This is a genomic window from Tenacibaculum pelagium (genome assembly GCF_014062345.1).
Classification (GTDB): domain Bacteria; phylum Bacteroidota; class Bacteroidia; order Flavobacteriales; family Flavobacteriaceae; genus Polaribacter; species Polaribacter pelagius.
Window position 1 is genome coordinate 1 of record NZ_JACGLS010000028.1, and the last position, 206, is coordinate 206.

1 protein-coding gene is annotated in these 206 nt (G+C 44.2%); it reads left to right on the top strand.

All coding sequences use genetic code 11. The annotated features are described in order from the left end of the window. Positions 1 to 206 (top strand): hypothetical protein (locus H3Z83_RS12885; RefSeq protein WP_182125904.1); only part of this gene is annotated, 206 nt, incomplete at both ends.

The window sequence follows — 206 nt, forward strand, 5'->3', positions numbered from 1 at the left end:
GCTCCAATCATTGTAGCAATACCAGATTATAAGTTAGATGAATGTAATGAAGCATGGCCAACGAGTTTAGCGACTACTTGGAGTGATAATTGTGCGGCAGGCGGTCAGATTAGTTCTGATGGTGGAGGTGCTATCATCACGAGCGATGATGGTTGTATGCAGAGTAGAGTCTATACGTTCACGGTAACAGACGATTGTGGAAACGA